Here is a 21,981-nt window from a genome sequence, read left to right as displayed (position 1 = left end):
TCCTTAAAACATTTGTTTTAGTTTTGGATATGCGTAATTTTCCATGCTCTATGGATTTTTTGATTGCGTTTGAAATCTAAGCCAATGGTTTCATGGCTAATTTCTTGCACATCATATAAGGCTTCAATTTCCTCATCCATTTCAAAACCACGATAGTTATTTGAGAAATATAAAGTGCCTTGCGTACTTAAACGATTCATTGCACGTTTAATAAGTGAAATGTGGTCACGTTGTACGTCAAAAGTACCATAGAATTTTTTCGAGTTTGAGAATGTTGGAGGGTCAATAAAGATCAAGTCATATTGTTCATGACCTTCTTTTAGCCATTCAAAGCAGTCACTTGCAAAAAATTGGTGTTGCTCGTCTGCATGGTCTACAGTTAAACCATTCAAGACAAAATTCTCTTTTGACCAGTTTAAATAGGTGTTGGATAAGTCAACACTGGTTGTGCTTGCTGCGCCACCTAAAGCTGCATGTAAACTTGCTGTAGATGTGTAACTATACAAATTTAGGAAATGCTTGCCTTTGGCTTCAGCAGCAATTTTTAAACGCATTTGACGGTGATCTAAGAATAATCCTGTATCTAAATAATCGGTTAAATTCACCAAAATCTTGGCTTTACCTTCTTGCACGATAAAACGTTTTGAGGCAGTGCTTTGTTTTGAATATTGGTTTTTACCTTCTTGGCGCGCACGTGTTTTGATAAAGATCGCATCACGACCTAAACCTGTCACAGCACGAATCGCAGCCAATGCAAGATTAAAACGCTTTTTGGCTTTTTCAGGATCAATGGTTTTTGGTGGGGCATATTCTTGCACATGTAGACGTTCACCATATAAATCTACAGCAACATTAAAGTCTGGTAAATCAGCATCATATAAACGTAAACAATGAATATTTTCTTTAACTGCCCACTTTTTCAAAGTTTGCATATTTTTTTGCAAGCGGTTAGTAAAGTCTTCAGCGCCTTCAATTTTTTCAAATTGTTGAGGTTGCCAATCAGCAAGGAACGGTTTAACAACAGTTGCAGGCTTAATATCCCCAAAGCGAACGTAAATCGGTAATTTACCATTCATTAAACGTAAAATTTGCGGATTGTTAAATGCAAGTACATCGGCTTGCTCAACAGCAGCAGCGATCACAGCCGCATACTGATTTGGGAAATTGTTTTGTAATAGCGCAGAAAGACCTAAATACAACGCACGATTTGATGCTTTATCACCTAAACGTTCACCATATGGTGGATTGGTTACGACAAAAGCAGATTTACCTTCCGCTTGAAAATCTGGCCAATCCGCTAGCGTGCGTTCTTCAATTTTAATTTGATCTAAAACAGATTCAAAACCTGCAGCAATGATATTTTGTTTGGTGGCTTTCACCGCTTCCCAGTCAGCATCATAGGCATAAAACTGGGGTAATGGCTGCGCCATCGCATCTTTATGACGTTCAGCAGCTTCGGCTTTGATGCTCATCCAAAGATCATGATCATGCCCATTCCAACCCAAGAAACCAAAACGGCGGACTAAACCTGGTGCACGATCAGTTAAAATCATTAAAGATTCAATAATAAATGTGCCTGAACCACACATCGGGTCGAGAATAATGTCTGGATGACGCTGTTTGAGTTTGGCTTTTTGTAATATTGCTGCAGCAAGGTTTTCTTTAATCGGTGCATCGGTCATATAACGGCGATAACCACGTTTATGTAAAGAATCGCCTGATAAATCTAAGCAATAAGTATGTTCAGTTTTACCTGCTAAAACATATAAAGTGATCTCAGGTTGTTTAATATCAATACTTGGACGCTTACCAACTGCTTCCATAAATGAGTCAACCACACCATCCTTAACACGTAAAGTGGCAAATTGAGTATTCACTTTAATCTCACGTTCTACATGCAAACGAACGGCAAATGTACTCTGTGGTGCAAAAATCAGTGACCAGTCAAAATTCATTGCACCTTCATAAAGTTCTTCAGCCACATCACGTGCATCATGGGTAAAATCTAACTCATGCACATGGATCGGAGTAAGTACACGTGAAGCCAAACGCGACCACATACACACGCGATACGCTTGCTCAAGTGTTCCTTTAAAGACAAGGCGACCCGGAAAACGTTCAACATTTTCAACGCCTAAACCTTCTATTTCTTCTTGTAGTAAGGTTTCTAGTCCATCCGCACAGGTAACCCAATATGTAGAAAGACGTGGTTTCGAATTCATGAACATTTCCAAAGACTGTAAAGCAATCTGATATTTTAACGTATTTTTATGACGAAAACTTAGGGTTTGCGATTTGCCAAAGGATTTATTTTAAAAAATTAGAAATAGGTATTTATTTATAGCTATTTCGCTTGAAAAATATGCTATTTAGCCTTATTGAAGAATAACTTTATAAAATGAAATATCACAAAAATGCTCAGTCTTTTATTTTCCATGTTTAGTTTTTCGCTTTCAATGTCAATTTCCCCCGGTCCTGTAAATTTAACCATTCTCAGTAGCAGTATGAATTATGGTGTGAAAAAGACGTTTGGGTTTATTTCAGGTGCAACAGTTGGATTTACGCTATTGCTCGCAGCCGTCTGTTTTGGTTTATATCAATTGCTTGTAATTTATCCAGTTTTATTAGATGGGATTTGTATTTTAGGCACAGCGTTGTTGATTTGGATTGGGTGGAGTATTTTCAAAGCTGATGGTGAAAAAATACAAACAACAGAGCAAGAAAAGGTTGCAATGCCAAGTTTTATGCAAGGTGTGTTGATGCAATGGTTAAATCCGAAAGCATGGATTGCTGCGGTTTCAGGTACCGCCTTATTTTCAGCATCTCATAATCAATTTTATTTGGCTGTTTTTGTATTGATCTATTTTATTGTGTGTTATTTGTCTTTATTGATTTGGGGGATAGCAGGGCAACAACTGGCAGGTTTTTTAAATGAAAGACATCGTGCCAAAATTTTTAATATGCTCATGGGAGCTGTTTTAATTGGTATTTCATTACAGATGTGTTGGCAGCATTTTATAGCAAGATAAGTTCTAAAATTAGATTTTCGCATTGAATGAAAATTTACTTATATTTAATAAATACAATAATTTTGGTATGTATTTTGCTCATGTAAAAGTACTCATTATTTAAGTGAAAATTAATGGGTACTATAAAATTTTGAAAGCTTGGGGAAATTAAATGCAAGAATTAATTGTTGATGAATATCGTGCAAATAATTTAACTTTTACAGTTGCAACACGTTTATACAATCGTTTTAGACGAGTTTCAGGTAGAGTAATAGATGTTCGCTATCTGATTGAAAATAAACAATATGCAGAATATGTTGTAAAACATGCACTAGATTGTAATGATGTGGAATTAAAAGAAATTTCAGAGGAATTATTAAGTTTAATTCATTTGAAAATTACACCCCAAAAATCCTCTGAAGATATGTTATATGACCAATATGCCGCGGAGGTGACGGAAGAAGAAATTTATAAAGCACAAGTACCACATCACTATATTGGTGCATTGAGATAAATAATTGCTCGGCTCTGATTGAGTTTAGAGCCGTTACCAAATTAATTTATTCACCAGTTATCTTTGAAGTATGCAAGCGCAGTTAAATTATCTCTTTGAAATGATATCTATAAATTTTATTTTATAATTCAATACATAACAGTATTTTAGTTTAAGTGTTGAAATCTTCATCTGCCACGCAAAAAGAAAATCTGTATAATACCTTAACTTAACGATTCAGGAATCTCTCATGCACTTGGCAGCATTGCATACTCCGAGCCAGATTCAACTCAATAAAGATGGAAACTTAAAACATTTCATCACCATCGAAGGTCTTTCAAAAGACACTCTCACCAAAATACTGGACACTGCGGCGTCCTTTTTTAATGACCAAAATCAGCTAATTACCAATAACTTGCTTGAAGGTCGCACCGTGATGAATTTATTTTTTGAAAATTCAACACGCACACGAACTACCTTTGAAGCGGCTGCAAAACGTCTATCAGCCAATGTGTTAAATATTGATATTGCTCGTTCAAGTACCTCAAAAGGTGAAACATTACGTGATACCTTGTGGAATCTTGAGGCAATGGCGGCCGATATTTTTGTAGTACGTCATTCTTCTTCAGGTGCAGCACACTTTATAGCCAAAGATGTTTGTCCACACGTTGCAATCATTAATGCAGGCGATGGTCGTCATGCGCATCCAACTCAAGCGATGTTGGATATGTTGACTATTCGCCGTGAAACCAAAAAGAATTTTGAAGACATTTCCATTGCGATTATCGGTGATATTAAACATTCACGTGTTGCACGTTCTGATATTGCAGCTTTGCAAACGTTAGGTTGCAAAGATATTCGTGTAATTGCCCCAAATACGTTATTGCCAAACGGTTTTAATGACTATGGAGAAGGTCTTCGTTTATTTAACAAAATGGATGAAGGCATCAAAGATTGTGATGTGATCATTACTTTGCGTATTCAAAATGAACGGATTGATTCACCTGCATTATCTTCACAAGCTGAATTTTATAAAATGTATGGTTTGAACAAAGAGCGCTTGGCTTTGGCAAAACCTGATTGTATCGTGATGCATCCTGGCCCAATGAACCGTGGTGTAGAAATTGATTCGAGTATTGCAGATGGTGCACAGTCGGTAATTTTGAATCAAGTGACCAATGGTATCGCAGTGCGTATGGCCGTTTTGGCTTTGTCGATGCAAGGTCAGTTACAAGAACAAGGTTTGTTAGACACAATGGCACTATAAGGCAGGTAAGTCATGAGTATTGTAAAAATTGAAAATGTCCGTGTCTTAGACCCAATTCAAAAAACTGATCGTGTAGACACTGTATTTATTGAAAATGGTAAATTATTAAACATTCGTCCAGATCAAAGTCAGATTACTGAAGTGATTGATGGAAGTGGAAAATGGTTAATGCCAACCATGGTCGACTTATGTGCACGTTTACGTGAGCCGGGACAACAGCAACATGGTACATTAAAATCCGAAGGTAAAGCTGCCCGTGAAAATGGGATTCTACATGTATTTACCCCACCCGATTCAAAACCAATTGTGCAAGATAATGGCGCATTGGTGCATGGTTTAGTGGAAAAAGCCATGTTAGATGGGGGTATTTATTTACAAGTCATTGGCGCACAAACACAAGGTTTACTCGGCAAACAACCTGCAAATATGGCAGGCTTGAAAAAGGGTGGTTGTACTGCAGTATCAAATGCCTATGCAACTTTTGAAAATGATGATGTGGTGATTCGTACTTTAGAATACGCTGCGGGTTTAGACATGACCGTGGTGTTCTATGCAGAAGAACATCAAATTGCCAAAGATGGTTGTGTTCACGAGGGTTTTATCGCATCTCGTCAAGGCTTACCAATGATTCCTGCCTTGGCAGAAACCGTTGCAATTGCTAAATATTTGTTAATGATTGAAGCAACTGGGGTGAAAGCCCACTTTGGTCTGCTTTCAAGTGGTGCATCTGTTGAATTAATTAAAAATGCCAAAGCGAAGGGCTTACCTGTCACAGCCGATGTAGCGATGCAACAACTGCATTTAACTGATGCTTTGATTGATGGATTTAACTCTTTGGCACATGTGCGTCCACCGTTACGCTCAGAACAGGACAAGCAATTGTTACGTCAAGGCGTGAAAGAGGGTGTGATTGATGCTATCTGTACTCATCATGAACCCTTAACGGGTTCTGCAAAACTTGCACCTTTTGCTGAAACTTTACCAGGGATTACAGCATTTGATACTTATGTTGCTTTAGGCATAAAACTTGTAGAAGAAGGTTTGTTTACACCCTTAGAATGGGTAGAAAAAGTGACGCTTGCCCCTGCACAAGTTGCAAATATGACCGAATCTTGGCAACAACAAGCTGGTTTAGTGTTGCTTGATCCAGCGTTGGAATGGTTGATTAATCAAGACAGTATTCTTTCACATGGGAAAAATACGCCTTTAATTGATCAAACCATTAAAGGAAAAGTCATTCAAACTTTTATTGCTTGATGCATCTGCATTCTTAACCTCATAACAAGAGCCTTGTACAAGGCTCTTGTTATTTATTAGAAATTGTCAAATTAATCAATTGATAATAAAAACTAAGTGGATATTGAATACGAGTTGATATATTGATTATATTTTAAAATATTATTTAGCCATTTTTAAAATTGCTGTTTGTGTTTTACATACTTCAATTGCCTCTTCTTTCTTCATTTTATTCACTTCTTCTTCAAAAGCTTTTTTCTGCGTTTTAATTGAATCATCAGGAATACCGCTGGTTTTTGCCATTTTTTCAATGTGTTGCCAAGATTCTTCACATTCTTTTGGCATGTTATTGCTACTACATGCACTGAGAAAGATACTGATCATCATCGTGCTTAAAAATATTTTTTTCATTGTTTTTACTCGGTTTAATTTAAAAGTTAAGATTTATAATTGCCGATTGATGTTAGCAGCACTTTGATAGAATGTCTGCATAAAAGCCCTGATTTGATGAAATGAAAATATGGATCAAAGTGAGGCTTTTATTTTTTTTGTAAGAGTACTGGGTCTTCAATGTTATAACCTGTTTCAAAAGGAATACCTAAATACTCTACAGTTACTAACATTTTGTTTTGTTTCGGAATTAAAAACTGCTGTACCACTTTTAAGGGCGTGTCATACGCGATTGCTTTTTGTACTTTACTTTGGAACTTTGAGTTAGATACTGTAAAAGTATAATGAATTTGTGCTTGTGTTTGTTCTGGATCGTACCAAGTTGCTACCTGTTTAATGGCTTTCTGAGAATATGAGATACGATTTTGCATGTTGCTTGGCTGCAAGGGCTGCAAACGTTTTTTGATGTTATTCAGTGCTTGGTTAAATTGAGTATCGTCTTGATCATAGTCAATTTTTTTGGTTTTAGGGTGGATATATAAAGAATTTACTTGAATGATTTTGCTTGGATTTTTATTGTTTTTGAATTGGTAATAATACAGTTGCGGGAGTCGACCACGACCATCTTCATAATGTCTTAATATATAAACTTTTTGTTCTTTGGCTTCATAACCTAAAACTTCAATACTTTCAGGCCCGCCTACAGTTGCGAATACAGGAATTGATATACTCAAACTGCATATAAACATGAATGTTCTAACGAATTTCATTTTTATTCTCCAAATTGTATTTCAAATATCTTGTCAGAAAAATCAATAGAAAGCATGAATACTTTGTGAAGTTATGAATATCTGTTGGCTTATAGTGTGGATTACTTATTTTTTAAACCATAAAACCTCCTGAAGGTATAAAAATATACTTAAAAAGTTATGGAAAATTACATTTAAAAGTGTAAATAATAAGCACTCATGGACAGGGTTATTCACAATGAAGGTTAAAAAGTTGATCATTTTTAAGTCGCTTATTTCATTGTTATTTTATTGAAAATATTGCCATTTTAAACTTGAAGTTTTACTCAAAATTTTAACTTTTACATTGTGTGTTGCTTAAGGAAAACGCAAAACGATTAACGCAAGTTATCGTTTCACAGGATGAAAATGGATGAGTAATTTAAATATCCATAAGGAACAACAACAAAGTAAATCAGGTGCTTATGCATGGTATGTGGTTTTATTATGCATGTTGGCATATATCTTTTCATTTATTGATCGGCAAATTTTGGCGTTGATGATTGAACCCATCAAAGCTGATTTAAATCTGACAGATACACAGTTTAGCTTATTACACGGTTTGGCATTTTCATTGTTCTATGCTTTTATGGGTTTGCCATTGGCTTATTTGGCAGATCGTTTTTCTAGACCCAAAATTATAGCGGTTGGGATTATTTTTTGGAGTATTGCAACAGCGCTGTGCGGTTTAAGTAAAAACTTTATTCAGTTGTTTTTAAGTCGTATGGGGGTTGGTGTTGGAGAAGCAGCTTTATCTCCTGCAGCATATTCAATGTTTAGTGATATGTTTAGCAAGGATAAACTTGGTCGGGCAGTTGCGGTTTACTCGATTGGGTCTTTTGTCGGTGGTGGTATTGCATTTTTAGTCGGTGGTTATGTCATTGGCTTATTGAAAAATATGGACTTAATTCAAATTCCTATTTTTGGTGCAATTAAAGCATGGCAAGCTGCCTTTATCATTGTGGGATTGCCGGGTATTTTTATTGGCTTATTGTTTATCTTGACTGTGCGTGACCCTATCCGTAAAGGGCAGCAGTTAAATGCAAATGGTCAAGTCGAAAAAGTCACCATTCGTGCAGCATTCAAATTTTTGAAAAAACATCGTACAACATTTACTTGTCATTATTTAGGTTTTACTTTTTATGCAATGGCATTGTATTGCTTGATCAGTTGGTCGCCTGCATTTTTTATGCGTAAGTTTAATATGACACCGACTGAAGCAGGCTATATGTTGGGTACGGTGTTATTGGTCGCAAATACTTTAGGCGTGTTCTGTGCTGGTTGGTTGAATGACTGGTTTATTCAAAAAGGACGTAAAGATGCACCAATGATCACAGGCGTAATTGGTATCGTTGGTTTAGTTTTACCTTTGGTTGCATTTACTCAAGTATCTGAGTATTGGCTAGCAGTCACTTTACTTGCCCCTGCAATGTTTTTTGCTTCATTTCCAATGCCAATTTCTACCACAGCGATGCAAATGTTAGCGCCTAACCAGTTACGTGCTCAAATCTCAGCAATTTTTCTTTTGATTAGTAATTTGGTTGCAGTCGGGATCGGTACAACTTTGGTTGCATTAGTGACCGATAAAGTTTTTGAAAATCCACTCATGGTGGGTACATCTTTGTCTATTGTCGGTGGAATCGCCTGTGTCTTAGCATTTATTTTATTAAAGAAAGGATGTAAAGCTTTTTCAAACAGTATGCAGCAAGAGCATTCAGCTTAATGTGGTGGATAAATGTTTGAATTCAAGTAAAGTTATTTTCCCAAAGCTTGAATTGAAAAATGAATAAAACAGTTAAGTTGTAAAATGCGTGATCGCCCATTGTAAAGATATGGGCTTTTGCGTTTAAAAAATATAGTCAATGGAGTGCAGTGATGAATCAATTACTTAATTTTAATCATTTGCATTATCTGGATGAGTTTTTACTTTTTAATTCAGATGATTATCAAACTATAAAAGATCAGATTAGTCATTACTTATGTCCGCATCAGTTTGATGTCGATGCCATTGCCAGTTTAAATACCCGATTAAATGGTTTTAGTTTTGGAAATTCAGCACTGTATGATTTGAAATATAGTGCGCCAGTGGCGATCACCATTGATGAGGCATCACAAAATTATTTGTTTCGTATCACTTTAGAAGGTCAGTGCAAAGTAGAGCATGCTCAGAATCAAGTGCTCCAATCCGTTGGCATCATGACGGTGACCCATCCAAATAGTAAAAATCGCATTATCATCAATCATCGTTGTCGCAATATTATTTTAAAATTGACCCAGCAAGATGTTGAAACGCAATTATTTAAAATGTTGGGCTATACCAGCACTGATGCTGTGATTTTTGACAGTGGCATGTCGTGTACCGATGAGGGTTTAAGTTCAATCATTGAAACACTGAATTATTTATGTCATGCCTATTATAATATTCAAAATTGGAGTTTTATTTCAGCGAGTTTTACCCAATATTTGATCGAACTCATTTTATTGAAAGTTCCGAATAATTATACTCAGCAGCTCAATGAACAACGGCAACGGGTATTGCCAAGCTATATGAAAAAGGCACAGCATTATATTCAACAGCATATTAAAGACAATATTGCTTTACCTGCGTTAAGTGAATTTTGTGGTGTCACCAGTCGTACATTGCAAAAAGGTTTTAACCAATATTTTCAACAAACGCCGATAGAGTATATCCGTGATCTACGAGTTGAGTTGGTACATCACGCCTTGCTAAATAGTCAAGAAAACCAAACGGTGACCGATATTTTACTAGAAAACGGCATTCAAAGTTTTGGGCATTTTTCTAATATTTATAAAAAGCGTTATGGCTGTTTGCCTTCACATACTTTAAAAATGCGTGCCGCTTAAACGTGTAGTTTAGAGTTTTTAACTTCGTAAATTGAATATTCTATTCGTATATGGAGAAGTCACAAACTCAGTAATTTTCTATGATGAATTCAGTTAATCAGGAGGATTCAACATGAAAATTACAGTACTTGGTGGTGGTCACGGATGTTACGCAGCGGCTTTGGAAATGGCTGAAAAAGGGCATGAGGTGGTGTTATGGCGTCGTGATGCAGAAGCACTACATGCACTTGCAGCAACAGAGAAACTTTTTGTCAAAGATTTTCAAGGTGAGCGTTCTGTAACGGTAGGTTTTGAAAATAGCCAAATCAATTTACAAGATAATTTAGAAAAAGCTATTGCCCATGCTGAGTTGGTCATTATCCCATTACCCGCAACAACACATGTGAATCTTGCTGAACAAGCAGCAGCATACTTTAAAGAAGGGCAAGTGGTGTATTTACCACCAGGTACTTTTGGAAGCTTTGTTTTTGCAAAAGCCATGAAAGACGCTGGAAATAACGCAAAAGTTGCATTCGCTGAAACTGGGACATTACCTTATTTGGTGCGTAAACATGGTGTAAATAACATTGTGGTGAGTGGTTATGCAACACGCTTACCAACAGGGGTATTTCCAAGTAATTTATCAGAACATGCTTTCAACGTCTTAAAACAAGCCTATCCAAGTGTAGAGCCAATTGAAGATGGCTTAAGTGGTGCATTGATGAATGCAGGGCCGATTATTCATCCCCCTTTGATTATGATGAATGCAGGGCCGTTAGAGCATTTTGAAGCATGGGACATTCATAATGAAGGAACTCAACCCTCAATTCGTCGTGTCACCAATCAACTTGATGCAGAGCGTATGCGAGTTCGTGAAGCATTGGGCTACTCCGCACCGCATTTCCCACTGGCAGATCATTATAATAAAGAAGGTGAGGGTGATGAGTGGATGTATGGTCGTGGTGCACACGGCAAGTTAACCGACAGCGGTGACTGGCGTGAAGACATTAACCTACAAGAACATCGTTATATGCTTGAAGACACCCGTTTGGGTTTATCTTTGATCGTTTCTGTAGGACGTTGGGCAGGTGTGCCGACACCAGTTGCAGAAGGTTTGTTAAATATTGCTTCAGCAGTGTCGGGGCGTGATTTATATGCTGAAGGGCGTACCTTAGAAAATTTAGGTTTAGCAACTAAGTCTAAACAAGAAATGCAAGCAGTACTGCAACAAGGAGTGTAACGTCATGTCCAAAATTCAACACGTTGCAGTGATTGGAGCAGGACGTATGGGCAAGGCAATTGCGATTGCTTTTGCCTATGCAGGGCTGCAAGTAAAACTGATTGATGCCAAAGTACGTTCTATTCAAGAATTTTCCCAATATCAACAGCAAATCCAACAAGACCTTGTGGAAGAGTTGACTTTACTGAGCACCATTCAGTTTATTCAAGCTGAGCAAATTGCAAGTATTCAAGCGAATATTCAAGTGCTTGCCAAGTTAGATTCAGTTGCATTTTTAAAACAATGCGATTTGATCATGGAAGGTGTGCCTGAGCAAACACAAGCCAAACAAGAAATATTGAGTTGGTTAGATCAGTATATTTCACCCCAATGTATTGTTGCTTCGACCACCTCAACATTTTTAGTTACGGATATTGCCAAAATGTTGTCGCACCCTGAACGTGTGGTGAATGCACATTGGTTAAATCCTGCTTATTTAATTCCATTGGTGGAGCTCAGTCGTTCAGAACAAACCTCTGCTGCTGTGGTTGAACAGTTAAAATCATTCCTCACAGAAATCGGTAAAGTGGCTGTAGTATGTAATGCCAAAGCTGGTTATATCGTCCCACGCATTCAAGCTTTAGCCATGAATGAAGCAGCACGTATGGTTGAAGAAGGTGTTGCATCGGCTGAGGATATTGATATTGCAATCCGTACTGGCTTTGGTCTGCGCTTTTCTGTACTGGGTTTATTGGAGTTTATTGATTGGGGCGGTGGCGATATTTTGTATTATGCTTCGCAATATTTGCAAAAAGAATTGGGCGAGCGTTATCGTACCCCACAGATTATTGCGGATAATATGCAAAATAAACGAAATGGTTTACGTGAAGGTCAAGGTTTCTATGATTATCAATCAATGGATATTGATGCTTATAAACTTAAAGTATTAAATACCTTTAACCATCGTATTGAAACGGCTGAATTAAAGCCTAAACTTAATGTATTGAAAAATTAAATGATTTTTCAAGTTCAATAGATAAATTAAACTTATTTCAACATAAAAACTCATCTAAAAGAGATGAGTTTTTAACATTTTTAGCAATATTTGAAGTTGAATCGAAGCATATATCTTAAGTGTTTGATTCGATGAAATTTTAAAATAATTTGTTTAACTGATTGGCATCAGATCAAATAATTTCTTCAATTGGGCATTTAAGGCATGTAACTCTTGTTCATCAAAAGCATTTAGGATGCCTGCCAAAGTTACATGACTGATTTGATTGATTTGTTCAACCAACGACTGTCCTTTTTCAGTGAGTTTTACCATCGAAATCCGTTCATCATGTTCTGAAGAAAAAACTTCAACAATATCGTCTTCTACAAGACGATAAACAGCTTTGGTTGCCGTGGTAAGTTTAAGGGTAGAAAGATTCGCAATCTCAGTAATGCTGGCTTGTCCTAATGCATTGGTACTTAAAATAATTTTACGACGAGTATTGTCTATACCTAATTTTTTAATAGATTTTTCAATAAGTTGAGTGTATTTGCCATTTACTTGTGATACCCAAAAAAATGGATAACTTTGCAAGCTTTGTGGCTCATTATTTGGAAGAAATTGTTCTAAATTGGTAAGCATAGCGAAAGCAATAACTTAATAAAAAATAATAAGTTTGATTATACAAAAAATTAAAGCAAAAAAACTTTAATTCTAGTAATAAAAAATTGCTTGACAATTACATTACTTTTTCTATTATTATAGCTATATACAAAAATACATGGAAAAGTGAATGAATATTATAGCGAAGGAGATGCTATTAGGATCTGGAAAGCTGACCGTGATGGTCAAAGATTCTATAGATATTCAAGGATTTAAAACGCTTGCTGGAAGTCGTGCTTTAGAAAATAGTGCGCCAGCAACACAAAATGCAGAAGTCATTGATCGTATTCTCAATGCTGATTGTGTCATTACAGCAAAGACCAATTTACATGAACTGGCTTTTGGGATTACAGGGATTAATCATGCATTTGGTACACCTATAAATCCGAAATACCCAGATTTAATCCCAGGTGGTTCATCAAGTGGTTCGGCTGCTGCGGTAGCTGCCCATCTTGCAGACTTCACTTTGGGTACAGATACAGGCGGTTCAATTCGTATGCCTGCTGCGTGTTGTGGTGTTTATGGTTTAAAGCCGACATTTGGTCGAGTAAGTCGTAAAGGTGTTCACCCTGCACAAAGCTCATTGGACTGTGTTGGCCCATTCGCCAATTCTGTAGATATGATCGAAACCGCAATGCAAATTATTGATCCAACATTTGTAGCCACTGCGTGTGTGACTGCACCAAAACTGGCATGGTTGAATGTTCAAGCAGACACAGTGGTTACTGAATGTATTGAAAAATTTTTTATCGAAAAGAATTTGCATCCAGAGCCAGTTGCAGTGGCTTCTTTTGAAAAAGCCTTTCATGCGGGCATGCAAATTATCAATTATGAAAACTGGCAAGCTTATGCGGAATTAACCAAAACTGGATTGATTGGTGCAGATGTTCAAGGACGTTTATTAAAAACAGCAGAAACGACTTTGCAACAAGTTCAACAAGCAGAACAAGTCAAAGCTGAATTTACTCAAGAAATTGATGCTCTGCTGGACCAATATGATGCCTTGCTTTTACCTACACTTCCGCAAACGCCACCGAAAGTGGCAGACGCTGAAAATACTGTTGCGTTTTTAAATTTAACAGCTTTGGTTCGTCCATTTAATTTGTCTGGACATCCAGCAATTTCAATTCCACTAGAAACTGAACAGGGTTTACCTGTTGGATTACAGATCGTGACCAAACGCAATGCGGATGAGTTTGTGTGTGCAATTGCAAAATTTGTCGTGAAGGCAGCGTAATAAATTACAAGGAGTTAGGTAATGAATGATTTATCTAAAGTGTTTAGTTCTGACAATGCAATCTCGATAGATTTTGAAGCATTGTGTCAGGAAATTCGTGAACGAGCGATCACTGGTGAGTTTGACCAACAAGCTTATGTAAGCCAAGACATTATCGACAAGCTTAAACAGCTTGGTGTGTATCGTGCATTAGTACCAAAACGTTTTGGTGGTTTGGAAGTTTCTCCGCGTGAGTTTTGTGAACTGATTGAAAAACTGTCTATGGCGGATGGTTCGGTCGGTTGGGTCGCAAGTTTCGGCATGAGCCCTGCTTATTTAGGCAGTTTGCCTGAAGAAACATTAAACCTTTTATACAAAGATTCACCTGACATTGTCTTTGCAGGCGGTATTTTCCCACCGCAACCTGCTGAAATTACCGATGAGGGAGTAGTGGTAAAAGGTCGTTGGAAATTTTCAAGCGGATGTATGGGTGCAGATATTGTCGGTGTAGGAATTTCTCCACGCAAGGACAATGAAGCACAAGGCTTACCACGTATGGCAGTGATGCCAGCAAAAAAAGCCAAAGTGGAAATGACATGGGACACTGTTGGTCTTAAAGGCACAGGCAGTCATGACTTGGTGGTTGAAGATGTACTGGTAGCAAAAGAATGGACTTTTGTTCGTGGCGAGCCATCGAAACTGCCGGAACCATTTTTTAAATACCCATCTTTGTCTTTGGCAACACAGGTACTCACTGTGGTTGGGATTGGTGTTGCTGCAGCAGCTTTGGAAGAGTTCATGAAACTTGCACCGGGTAAAGCATCCATTACAGGTGGTTCAGAAATTGCCAATCGTCCAGTAACTCAATATGAGTTTGCCCAAGTAGAAGCAGAGTTTAAAGCAGCCCGTACATGGTTCTATGAAACGATGGATGTGGTATGGAATGAAGTGCTTGCAGGTCAAAAACCAACAGATCAGCAAATCAGTGATATGCGTTTGTCATGTACCCATGCCGCACGCGTTGCTGCTCGGGTAGCACGTAAAATGCAAATGTTGGCAGGGATGACTGCGATTTATACCAACAATGTATTTAGCCGTTTTGTGAATGACACCAATGTGGTGACACAACATGCCTTCATGGGCGATGCCACTTTACAAAATGCAGGTTCAGTAAGTTTTGGTCTAAAACCAACACCGGGTTATTTATAAGCGTTTGAACAAGGAATGAGTTTTAAGGTGAATGACATGGACTTGAGCGTAATCTTAAACCGCTTAGCAAAACTTGAAGCAGAAACCGCGATCCGTAATTGCATTAATCGCTATATGGAAATCTGTGATGCTTTAGATGCCAATACTGATTTAGATGAAATCATGGCTTTGTTTGATCAAGACAGTATTTGGGAAGGCGTTGGAGCGAAATATGCCAAGTCTTTTGGACGTTATGCTTCATGGCAAGCAATCTATGACATGTTTAAAAGCTACACCCAAAAACAATCTCATTTTGTCATGAATGCTCACTTTGTCAGCTCAGAACAAATCTATGTAGAACAGCAACAAGCCCATGCCTCGTGGCTAATGTTACAAACCTCAACTTTTCGCGATGGTCGTAGCCATTTGAATGCAGCCAAACTGAGCGTGAAGTTTCAACAACAGCCTGATGGCGCTTGGAAAATTAAACATTTCCAGACTGAAAATATTTTTAGTCGCCCAGTTTCACACTGGAACAGTACAGCTGAATTGCCAGTACCGAACCAGAATTAAGCCAAGGATTAATGAAAAAGGATAATCGACATGAATAGCATCATTCCAATGAAAAACATTGATATTGATTACAATGAACTCGTTCAAAGTGATCGTGCGCATACTTCTTTATATAAAGATGCGGCGATCTTTGAAGATGAAATGGACAAGATTTTTTATAAAACTTGGGTTTGGGTTGCACATGCGAGTGAAATCCCAGATGCAGGTAGCTATAAAACCATGAATATTGGTAAGCAACCTGTTGTTGCAGTACGTGACCGTAAGAAAAAAGTCCATGTGTTATTGAACCGTTGTCGTCATCGTGCTGCGACTGTATGTGAGCATAAAAAAGGCAAAACCAACAGTTTTGTTTGTCCGTATCATGGTTGGAGTTATGCGCTCGATGGTAGTTTACGTGGTGTACCTTCACCAGAAAGCTATGGTGAATGCCTAGACAAATCAGAATTTCCACTGATTAGCCTTCGTGTTGAAGAATACAACGGCATGATCTTCGCATCATTCAACCATGATGTAGAGCCTTTGGAAGATTTTCTCGGTGCTGCGAAAAAGTGGATCGATTTATTCATGAAACAAGGTGCAGGTTATCCAGTGAAAGTGTTGGGTGAGCATCGTTTTACCTTCCCAGGCAACTGGAAAATTCAGTTGGAAAACACCACGGATGCTTATCATTTCCCATTGGTACATAAATCGTTCTTAAGTTCTGTCGATGAGAAAACTGAGGAATTATTCAATTTTGAAAATCAGCCGGGTTATGTTGAAGATTTAGGTAATGGTCACAGCGTGATGGTGATGATTCCTGAACTGGTTGACCTTGAAGAAGATTTAATGGAACGTCCAATTCAAGAACGTTTTGAAGAGTTGGCACAGGCATTACGTGACGAAGGTCATGAAGAACTTGAAGTGCGCCGTATCGTGCGTGCGGTAGGGGGTTCTGGTTTTAACTTGAACTTGTTCCCGAACATTGCATGTTCAATGGCGTTCTTCCGTGTTATGCAACCAATTTCAGTCGATAAAACTGAAATTCACCATTCAGTGATTACCATGGATGGTGGGCCGCAAATCGCTAATCAATACCGTTTACGTTTACACGAACATTTCCAAGGCCCATTTGGCTTTGGTACGCCAGACGATGCTGAAGCATGGGAACGTGTGCAACATGGGGCTAGTGCAGGTGAAGATTTATGGATCATGCTGAATCGTGGCTTACCGGGTGAAGTAAAAACTGAAGATGGTTTAAAAAGCGATGTCAGTGCTGAAACAGGGATGCGTGCTGCTTATCAGCAGTGGAAAAAGTTGATGACGGCTTAAGGAGAAGAGTGCCATGAAAATTGATCTAAATTTATTAAATGAAGTCACTGCTTTTATTTGGGCTGAAGCAGACATGTTAGACCATTCTGAACATACAGCATGGTTAAATCTTTGGAATGAAAAAGGCGTATATATCATTCCAATCGATCCAACCCTAACAGATTATGAAAATAATCTGAACTATGCCTATGACGATCACCATATGCGCAAATTACGTGTTGAGCGTTTAGAAAATGGTGAAGCAATTTCAACCTCACCAAAAGCAAATACAGTGCGCAGTGTTTCTCGTGTACGCATCATTAAAGATGAAGATGGTGAAATCGTATTACGCTGTGCGCAAAACTTACGTGAGTTCCGTAAGGAAAACTTAAAACACTATACCGCAGACGTGACCTTCCATTTGGTACGTGATGCTGAACAAGGTTTTAAAATTAATCGTAAAATTATTAACTTAGTTAACTCTACCGATACTTTAGCGGGTATCAGTTACATTCTCTAGGAGAACAATATGAAACAGGTTGTTTTAGTGACTGGTGCTGCTTCAGGTTTGGGAAATGTCATTGCAGAATATTTTGCAAGTCAAGGTCATCAAGTTATTTTATCTGCAAGTACATTGGAAAAAGCTGAAAATGCGAAGGCACGTAGTGCGCATGCGGACAATATGTTCCCTTTGAAATTAGATATTTCAGTTGAAGCTGACTTTCATGCCGCAGTGCAATGGATTGAGGAAAAATTTTCTAAGCTTGATGTGTTGATTAACAACGCAACAGTGACCAAGGCAACCCCTGTTTTAGAAATTACAGCCTCAGATTTTGATTGGGTAACACAAGTTAATCAACGCGGTACGTTCCAAGCTTGTCAAATCATTGGCAAATACATGGCAGACAAAGGTTATGGACGTATTGTAAATATGGCGTCATTGGCAGGGCAAAATGGTGGTACAGCAACAGGTGCGCACTATGCAGCGACCAAAGGTGCAATTGTGACATTAACCAAAATTTTTGCCAAAGAGTTTGCAGCGAAAGGCGTGACAGTTAATGCAATCGCACCAGGACCAATGGAGTCGCCAATCGTACATAGTGTCGTGTCAGACGAGAAAATGACTCAGTTTGTGCAAAACATTCCTGTGAAAGCTTTGGGCAGTATGGAATTTATTGCAGAAACTTGTGCGTTATTGGCAAGTCCAAGTGCAGCGTTTGTGACGGGTGCAACATGGGATATTAACGGTGGATTATTTATGCGTTAAGCCTCTGGCTTGATGCATAACAGGGAGAAAAATCATGACTACACTTTATAATGTTGTTGTCAAAAACCGTCATGTAGAAGGTGAAAATGTTGCAGTCATGGAATTTGAATCTGCAACTTCTACCGCTTTGCCAAAAATTCAAGCAGGCGCACATATTGATGTGCATCTGCCAAACGGCATGGTGCGCCAGTATTCACTTTGCCAAAATCCAAATCAAGAAGGTTTATTTCGCTTAGGAATTTTACGTGATCCTGAGTCACGTGGTGGCTCGGTGTCCGCTTTTGATGACTTGAAAGATGGCATGCAAATCCAAGTGAGTGAACCTAAAAATCTATTTCCATTGGTTCAAGCAAAACATAGCGTTTTGATTGGTGGTGGGATTGGTATCACTCCACTCATTACAATGGCATATCAGTTGGCACAAGAAGGGGCTTCTTTCGAGTTGCATTATTGTGGTTCAAGTCCTGAGCGTTGTGCTTTTGTGGATGAAATTAAAAATGGTGAACTTGCAGCATTTACAAAGTTTCACTTTAAATCCGAAGGTGCAAGTCATCGTGAGTTCTTTGAAGCGGCAATCAAAGATATTGACGCACAAAGTCACATCTATACCTGTGGTCCAAATGGGTTTATGGACTGGGTGATTAATTTAGCCACAACGCAAAACTTTCCTGAAAATCAAATTCATAAAGAATATTTTCAGGTTGATGTTGAAACTGGTGGCGATGCATTTGAAGTAGTTGCGCAACAAAGCGGCAAAATCATCATGGTGGATGCCGAAGAAACCATTTTACAAGCATTGGCACGTGAAGGCATTGAAATAGAAATGTCATGTGAGCAAGGTGTCTGCGGAACATGCATGTGTGATGTAATCGAAGGCGAACCTGATCACCGTGACGTATATTTTACCGATGAAGAAAAAGCCAGCAATGAGCAAATTTTAGTGTGCTGTTCACGATCTAAATCAGCACGATTGGTACTCGATATTTAACAGATTGAGCAAAATTTTAGTACTCAGGACGTAGATAAACGAGTCCATGCGAAATTAGGACAAAAAATTCAGGAGAGAATAAAATGAACGCATTAAAAACAATGGATGATGTGAAAATTGATCCAATGAAATTTCGCCGTGCTTTAGGCAATTTTGCGACAGGTGTGACCATCATGACTGCGCAAAATGCTGAAGGTGAAAAAGTCGGTGTAACGGCAAACAGCTTTAACTCTGTGTCACTTGACCCAGCATTGATTCTGTGGAGTATTGATAAAAACTCTTCAAGTTTTCATGTATTTGAGCAAGCAACACATTTTGCTGTAAATATTTTATCAGGTTCTCAAATTGAACTTTCTAACAAATTCTCACGCCGTAATATCGATAAATACGAAGGTACCAGTTATCGTGAAGGTGCGGGGACTGCACCGATCTTAGAAAATTGTTCTGCGGTATTTGAATGTGAGCGTCACCAAATTTTAGAAGGCGGTGATCATTGGATCATTGTCGGTAAGGTGGTGAATTTTCATGATGAAGGTCGTAGTCCACTGGTTTATCATCAAGGTGCGTATTCAGGTGTGATTCCACATCCATTGCTACAGCTTAAAGATACGGTTGAAGCGGGAGTTGATGTAGGTGAAATGCATCAAGGTCATTTGCACAGTAATGTGTGCTATCTGATGAGTAGAGCATTTAAGTTTTACCAAACTGATTATATTCCAAAGCAATTGGTAACGGGTTTCCGTACTAGCGAAGCACGTTTACTGTTAGTTTTAGGTAGCGGTACAGCATCAAACAAAGCAGATTTACCACGTGATATTGCCATGCCTATGCGTGAAGTTGAGCAAGCTGCTGAAATTTTGAAAAAAGATGGACTGTTGGTTGAAGTGGATGGCTTCTTTAAACTCACTGAAAAAGGTAAAAAAACCTCGCATTATCTGTTTGATATTGCAGACAGTCATCAAAATGAGGTATTTGAAAAATATCCTGAAAATGAAAAGGAAATTTTTATTAAAATCTTAAAAGATATTGCAGGTATTGTTTAAGCATTAAGCCGACATATTAAAATGATGTGTCGGCAATTTATTTTATAAAAAATAATGTGGTTAAATTAACATTAAAAATGTATTTAACTCCAAGTTAGTTTTCAATATGGTAAGCCCAATTTTCTTTTATCTATTGTTCACATGACTTTAAAATTATCCCATTGATATTTCAGTTACTTTCATACTATCTCAATTCTATTTAATCTAAAGCCATAGATAGAAAGTAAATATTCCATCAGATTAATTGTTTTCTATTGAGAAGTCCTGTAAGAAAGTCAACTTTCCTGCGTTGCCTCTATGCATAATGATTATTTGGTGTGGATTAAAATAATTCATCCTGATATCTAAGTGATATTTTTTCTTGTGCTGCTTATAAGTGAATATTAAAAATGCATTTAACGTCAAATTGGCTTGAAACATCCTAAACCCCCATCCTTTATCCTGACATGACTCTAAAATCGTGCCATTGATATTTCAGTTGCCTCCATATTATCTCAATTCTATTTAATTCAGGACCCTATGCAGGGATAAAATATAAATATATTAAGTATTTTTTAATCAACTATTTGAAAAATTTATTTTTATAATATGAAGTTAAAGCTACAGCAAAAAAAAGATGCAATACATGGATATTACATCTTAAGAGAAAACTAACTTAAAGTTGAAGGGTGATTGCTGATTACTTGATAAACTGGCGTACTGCTTGAGTAAACTCTTCTGGACATTCAATATTAGAAATATGTGAAGCATTGATTTCAAACAATTGACTGTTTGCAATACGATCTACCATAAATTGACCATCTGCAACAGTTGTTACTGGGTCTTGTTGACCCGCAATGACTAAAACAGGCACAGTAATATTTTTTAAATCTTCACGTAAATCCGCCTTAGCCAAAGCTTCGCAACAACTTGCATAACCTTCTGCGCTGCCAGCTGCTAAGTCGTTACTTAAAGATTCTACAATTGTCGCTTGGCTTTGGATAAAGCGTTCTGTGAACCAACGTGTAGCCGCAGTTGCAGCAATTGGTTTTAGACCTTGTTCACGCACCAATGCGGCACGATCATTCCATGCTTGTTCTTGACCGATTTTGGCTGCAGTATTACATACAATTACATGGTTAAAATATTCAGGTTTATGAATGGCAAGCCATTGACCTGTCAATCCCCCCATTGAAATACCACAGAAACTGGCTTTTTTAACATTTAAATGTTCAAGAAGGTTGATCACATCCTGACCTAATTGAGCAATTGTATAGGGCCCCTGTGGCGCAGACGAAGCACCATGACCACGTGTGTCATAACAAATCACAAAATAATCATTTTGTAACGCATCAATTTGCGGCTGCCACATACTGTATTTTGTACCGAGAGAATTTGAAAATACAATGGCAGGCTGATTGGCATCACCAAAAGTTTGGTAGTTAATTTCGGCATCATTGGATGTAAATTTTGGCATTTTCTTTTCCTAATCCTCTTTCCTCCTTGCGGAATGATATTCCTCATCCTTTGAGAAAGGA

The 21,981-nt window shown here is 37.9% G+C and carries 21 protein-coding genes; 16 read left to right on the top strand and 5 right to left on the bottom strand.

What is annotated here, in order from left to right; all coding sequences use genetic code 11:
- Positions 1 to 17 precede the first annotated feature (17 nt).
- Positions 18 to 2,222 (bottom strand): bifunctional 23S rRNA (guanine(2069)-N(7))-methyltransferase RlmK/23S rRNA (guanine(2445)-N(2))-methyltransferase RlmL, encoded by a 2,205-nt coding sequence (gene rlmKL, locus HUS24_RS05840; RefSeq protein ID WP_173911134.1) that lies wholly within the window; start codon positions 2,220 to 2,222, stop codon positions 18 to 20.
- 234 nt (positions 2,223 to 2,456) lie between these two features.
- Here rlmKL and HUS24_RS05835 point away from each other — a divergent pair, with 234 nt between their 5' ends.
- The 4 genes from HUS24_RS05835 (at position 2,457) to HUS24_RS05820 (ending at position 6,025) form a co-directional block, all read left to right on the top strand.
- Positions 2,457 to 3,029, top strand: a complete 573-nt coding sequence (locus HUS24_RS05835) for a LysE family translocator (RefSeq protein WP_254433806.1) — start codon at positions 2,457 to 2,459, stop codon at positions 3,027 to 3,029.
- 151 nt (positions 3,030 to 3,180) lie between these two features.
- A complete protein-coding gene (locus HUS24_RS05830) occupies positions 3,181 to 3,522 on the top strand; it encodes a hypothetical protein (protein ID WP_173911133.1) in 342 nt (113 codons plus the stop codon).
- 229 nt (positions 3,523 to 3,751) lie between these two features.
- Positions 3,752 to 4,768, top strand: coding sequence for an aspartate carbamoyltransferase catalytic subunit (locus tag HUS24_RS05825; RefSeq protein WP_173911132.1), 1,017 nt, complete (start codon positions 3,752 to 3,754; stop codon positions 4,766 to 4,768).
- Between the two features lie 12 nt (positions 4,769 to 4,780).
- Positions 4,781 to 6,025 (top strand): dihydroorotase, encoded by a 1,245-nt coding sequence (locus HUS24_RS05820; RefSeq protein ID WP_173911131.1) that lies wholly within the window; start codon positions 4,781 to 4,783, stop codon positions 6,023 to 6,025.
- A 141-nt stretch (positions 6,026 to 6,166) separates the two neighbouring features.
- On the opposite strand, the gene HUS24_RS05815 is transcribed toward HUS24_RS05820, so the two are convergent.
- A complete protein-coding gene (locus HUS24_RS05815) occupies positions 6,167 to 6,415 on the bottom strand; it encodes a hypothetical protein (protein WP_173911130.1) in 249 nt (82 codons plus the stop codon).
- Between the two features lie 128 nt (positions 6,416 to 6,543).
- A complete protein-coding gene (locus HUS24_RS05810; protein WP_173911129.1) occupies positions 6,544 to 7,164 on the bottom strand; it encodes an aminotransferase in 621 nt (206 codons plus the stop codon).
- A 391-nt stretch (positions 7,165 to 7,555) separates the two neighbouring features.
- Here HUS24_RS05810 and HUS24_RS05805 point away from each other — a divergent pair, with 391 nt between their 5' ends.
- The 4 genes from HUS24_RS05805 to HUS24_RS05790 all read left to right on the top strand — a co-directional run bounded on the left by HUS24_RS05805 (position 7,556) and on the right by HUS24_RS05790 (position 12,260).
- Positions 7,556 to 8,905: an MFS transporter gene (locus tag HUS24_RS05805; protein WP_173911128.1), complete on the top strand. Its 1,350-nt coding sequence runs from the start codon at positions 7,556 to 7,558 to the stop codon at positions 8,903 to 8,905.
- Positions 8,906 to 9,057: 152 nt separating this feature from the next.
- A complete protein-coding gene (locus HUS24_RS05800) occupies positions 9,058 to 10,047 on the top strand; it encodes an AraC family transcriptional regulator (protein ID WP_173911127.1) in 990 nt (329 codons plus the stop codon).
- A 112-nt stretch (positions 10,048 to 10,159) separates the two neighbouring features.
- A complete protein-coding gene (locus HUS24_RS05795) occupies positions 10,160 to 11,266 on the top strand; it encodes an NAD/NADP-dependent octopine/nopaline dehydrogenase family protein (protein ID WP_173911126.1) in 1,107 nt (368 codons plus the stop codon).
- A 4-nt stretch (positions 11,267 to 11,270) separates the two neighbouring features.
- Positions 11,271 to 12,260, top strand: a complete 990-nt coding sequence (locus tag HUS24_RS05790; RefSeq protein WP_173911125.1) for a 3-hydroxybutyryl-CoA dehydrogenase — start codon at positions 11,271 to 11,273, stop codon at positions 12,258 to 12,260.
- 153 nt (positions 12,261 to 12,413) lie between these two features.
- On the opposite strand, the gene HUS24_RS05785 is transcribed toward HUS24_RS05790, so the two are convergent.
- Positions 12,414 to 12,881, bottom strand: coding sequence for a MarR family winged helix-turn-helix transcriptional regulator (locus tag HUS24_RS05785; RefSeq protein WP_173911124.1), 468 nt, complete (start codon positions 12,879 to 12,881; stop codon positions 12,414 to 12,416).
- Positions 12,882 to 13,032: 151 nt separating this feature from the next.
- Between HUS24_RS05785 and HUS24_RS05780 the strand changes: the two genes are divergently transcribed.
- The 8 genes from HUS24_RS05780 (at position 13,033) to HUS24_RS05745 (ending at position 20,464) form a co-directional block, all read left to right on the top strand.
- Positions 13,033 to 14,139, top strand: coding sequence for an amidase (locus HUS24_RS05780; RefSeq protein WP_173911123.1), 1,107 nt, complete (start codon positions 13,033 to 13,035; stop codon positions 14,137 to 14,139).
- Positions 14,140 to 14,160: 21 nt separating this feature from the next.
- Positions 14,161 to 15,327: an acyl-CoA dehydrogenase family protein gene (locus HUS24_RS05775; protein WP_173911122.1), complete on the top strand. Its 1,167-nt coding sequence runs from the start codon at positions 14,161 to 14,163 to the stop codon at positions 15,325 to 15,327.
- A 15-nt stretch (positions 15,328 to 15,342) separates the two neighbouring features.
- Complete coding sequence (locus tag HUS24_RS05770) at positions 15,343 to 15,879, top strand: nuclear transport factor 2 family protein (RefSeq protein ID WP_173911121.1); 537 nt, start codon at positions 15,343 to 15,345, stop codon at positions 15,877 to 15,879.
- A 30-nt stretch (positions 15,880 to 15,909) separates the two neighbouring features.
- On the top strand, positions 15,910 to 17,187 hold the full coding sequence (locus HUS24_RS05765) for a Rieske 2Fe-2S domain-containing protein (protein ID WP_173911120.1): 1,278 nt from the start codon (positions 15,910 to 15,912) through the stop codon (positions 17,185 to 17,187).
- Between the two features lie 13 nt (positions 17,188 to 17,200).
- A complete protein-coding gene (locus tag HUS24_RS05760) occupies positions 17,201 to 17,686 on the top strand; it encodes an aromatic-ring-hydroxylating dioxygenase subunit beta (protein ID WP_173911119.1) in 486 nt (161 codons plus the stop codon).
- A 9-nt stretch (positions 17,687 to 17,695) separates the two neighbouring features.
- Complete coding sequence (locus HUS24_RS05755; protein WP_173911118.1) at positions 17,696 to 18,433, top strand: SDR family NAD(P)-dependent oxidoreductase; 738 nt, start codon at positions 17,696 to 17,698, stop codon at positions 18,431 to 18,433.
- A 34-nt stretch (positions 18,434 to 18,467) separates the two neighbouring features.
- Positions 18,468 to 19,421: a PDR/VanB family oxidoreductase gene (locus HUS24_RS05750; RefSeq protein ID WP_173911117.1), complete on the top strand. Its 954-nt coding sequence runs from the start codon at positions 18,468 to 18,470 to the stop codon at positions 19,419 to 19,421.
- 83 nt (positions 19,422 to 19,504) lie between these two features.
- Positions 19,505 to 20,464, top strand: coding sequence for a p-hydroxyphenylacetate 3-hydroxylase reductase component (locus HUS24_RS05745; protein WP_173911116.1), 960 nt, complete (start codon positions 19,505 to 19,507; stop codon positions 20,462 to 20,464).
- Between the two features lie 679 nt (positions 20,465 to 21,143).
- Here HUS24_RS05745 and pcaD read toward each other — a convergent pair.
- A complete protein-coding gene (gene pcaD, locus HUS24_RS05740; protein ID WP_173911115.1) occupies positions 21,144 to 21,920 on the bottom strand; it encodes a 3-oxoadipate enol-lactonase in 777 nt (258 codons plus the stop codon).
- Positions 21,921 to 21,981: the final 61 nt, after the last annotated feature.

Origin of the sequence: Acinetobacter sp. Marseille-Q1618 (assembly GCF_902809855.1) — a bacterium.
In the GTDB taxonomy this organism is placed as follows: Bacteria; Pseudomonadota; Gammaproteobacteria; order Pseudomonadales; family Moraxellaceae; genus Acinetobacter.
The sequence above is the reverse complement of the archived record's forward strand: the minus strand, read 5'-3'. Positions and strand labels throughout refer to the sequence as shown.